Raw genomic sequence first — 2385 nt, 5'->3', positions numbered from 1 at the left:
CGCCGATCATCACCGCCGTGGTGCCCGAGCCGGGTACGCCGAGGGTCAGCATCGGCACCAGGGCGCCGCAGGCGGAAGCGCCGATCGCGGTTTCCGGAGCCGCCAGGCCGCGCATGTCGCCCTGACCGAATTTACCGCTGGCACCGGCCAGGCGTTTTTCGGTCATGTAGGCCACGGCCGAGGCCAGTGTGGCACCCGCGCCCGGCAATACGCCCATGATGAAACCCAGCAGGCCGCAGCGAATATTCACGACGAATACCGCGGAAGCTTCCTTCAGGTTGAACATCATGCGTCCGGTGGCTTTCACGGCTTCCTGGCCACGGTGGGTTTTTTCCAGCAGCAACAGGATCTCGCTGATGGAGAACAGGCCCAATACAAGCACCACGAACTGGATGCCGTCGGTCAGGTGGATGTTATCGCCGGTGAAGCGGTACACGCCGCTGTTGGCATCGATACCCACTGCTGACAGAAACAGGCCGATCAAGGCCGCGACAAAGGTCTTCAGCGGCTTGTCACCGGCCATGCCGCCCAGGCAGACGATGGCAAACACCATCAGTACGAAATATTCCGCCGGGCCGAAGGCAATCGCCCATTTGGCCAGCAGCGGGGCGAACAGCACCATGCCGCAGGTGGCGATAAACGCACCGATGAACGAACTCCACGCCGACAGCGACAACGCCACGCCCGCCAGGCCTTTGCGAGCCATCGGGTAGCCGTCGAGGGTGGTCATCACGGTGGAAGCTTCACCCGGGATGTTCAACAGGATCGAGCTGATGCGCCCGCCGTATTCGCAGCCCAGGTACACGGCCGCCAACAGGATCAAGGCCGACTCAGGCGGCAGCCCCAGGGCAAATGCGATGGGGATCAACAGCGCTACGCCGTTGATCGGCCCAAGGCCCGGCAACAGGCCGACCACGGTGCCGATCAAGGTGCCGCACAGTGCGGTGATCAGGTTGTAAGGGGTCAGTGCAACGCCGAAGCCCTGGCCCAAATAGCTGAACGTATCCATATCAGTTCTCCAGAACTTCAAGCAGGCCGAGCGGCAGCGGTACATCCATGGCCTTGTCGAACAGCAGGTAAAGACCGATGCTCATCAAGGTCACGATCACCACGCTGGGCATCCAGCGGCCGCCATACAGGCGCGCCATCGGAATGCCGATCAGCATGCTGCTGAGGATGAAACCCAAGGGTTCGAAGGTGCCGGCAAACACCAGCAGCAACCCGACGCAGATGCCGATCTTGATCAGGGTCTGGCGGTCCAGCGCGGGCTCTTCTTCTGTGTGCTTGGTGGGCTGTGGACGAAACAGCATGTAGATCAGGCCCAGGCCCATCAGCCCGAGCATCAGCAGCGGGTAGGCCCGAGGCCCTACCGGCTCGTAGGAAAACGACGCCTGATATGGCCAGGCCATCAGTGCGAGGCCGGCACAGACCAGCAACATCACTGAGGCGAAAATGCGTTGTAAGAGCATGGGAAACTCCTTGGAGACTCTTGTAGGCGCGAGCTTGCTCACGAAGAACGCCAGGACGTCGCGTTTATACAGGCAGCACGCGTCATCGTTGAAGTTTTTCGCGAGCAAGCCCGCTCCCACAGAGGGGCGATTACTGGATCAGGCCGAACTCTTTGGCCAGCACTTTGTAGTCAGCCACCTGTTTCTTCACGTAGGTGTCCAGCTCCGGGCCGGTCATGGCGAACGGGAACAGCTCGCGCTGGTCACGCAGCTTGGCGAACTCTTCGGAAGCCAGCAGTTTGTCGAAGGCGTCTTTCCACCAGGCATAGTCTTCGTCGCTGACTTTTGGCCCGAGGTAGAAGCCACGCACCACCGGCCAGACGATGTCGTAGCCTTGTTCCTTGGCGGTCGGGATGTTCTTCATTTCCGGCTCGTCCAGGCGTTCGTCGGAGAACACCGCCAGCAGGCGCATGTCACCACTGAGGATGTGCGGCATGGAGTCGGAGATGTCGGTACTGCCTACCTGGATATGGCCGCCTAGCAGGGCGGTGGCGATCTCGCCGCCGCCTTCCAGTGCCACGTAGCGCAGGTCACGCGGGTTGATGCCGGCGGCCTTGGCGATCAGGGCGGTTTGCATCCAGTCCTGGCTGCCGACGGTGCCGCCGGAACCGATGACCACGCTGCCCGGATCTTTCTTCAGGGCCTTGACCAGATCGTCGAGGTTTTTGTAGGGCGAATCGTTTTTCACCGCGATGGCACCGTAGCTGGTGCCGACGGCCGCGAGCCAGCGCACGGCGCTTTCATCGAAGCGGCCAAATTTGCCCTGGGCCAGGTTCAACAGCGAGCCGCTGGACCACGCCACCAGCGTGCCGGCGTCGGCCGGACGCTGCGCCACGACGGCGTTGTAGGCCACCGCGCCCACGCCGCCGGGCATGTA

The 2385-nt window shown here is 62.3% G+C and carries 3 protein-coding genes; all 3 read right to left on the bottom strand.

Annotated features, from left to right (window positions below):
* A partial coding sequence (locus tag HX846_RS00075; RefSeq protein ID WP_178964771.1) for a tripartite tricarboxylate transporter permease occupies nt 1-1009 on the bottom strand: 1009 nt, incomplete at its 3' end.
* A gap of 1 nt (nt 1010) precedes the next feature.
* Nucleotides 1011-1469: a tripartite tricarboxylate transporter TctB family protein gene (locus HX846_RS00070; RefSeq protein ID WP_008437838.1), complete on the bottom strand. Its 459-nt coding sequence runs from the start codon at nt 1467-1469 to the stop codon at nt 1011-1013.
* Between the two features lie 130 nt (nt 1470-1599).
* The coding region (locus HX846_RS00065; protein ID WP_178964770.1) for a tripartite tricarboxylate transporter substrate binding protein at nt 1600-2385 on the bottom strand (786 nt) is incomplete at its 5' end.

This window comes from Pseudomonas sp. K5002, from assembly GCF_013386655.1.
Lineage (GTDB): Bacteria > Pseudomonadota > Gammaproteobacteria > Pseudomonadales > Pseudomonadaceae > Aquipseudomonas.
Note: the sequence above shows the minus strand (reverse complement) of the source record. Positions and strands in the feature narration are given on the sequence as shown.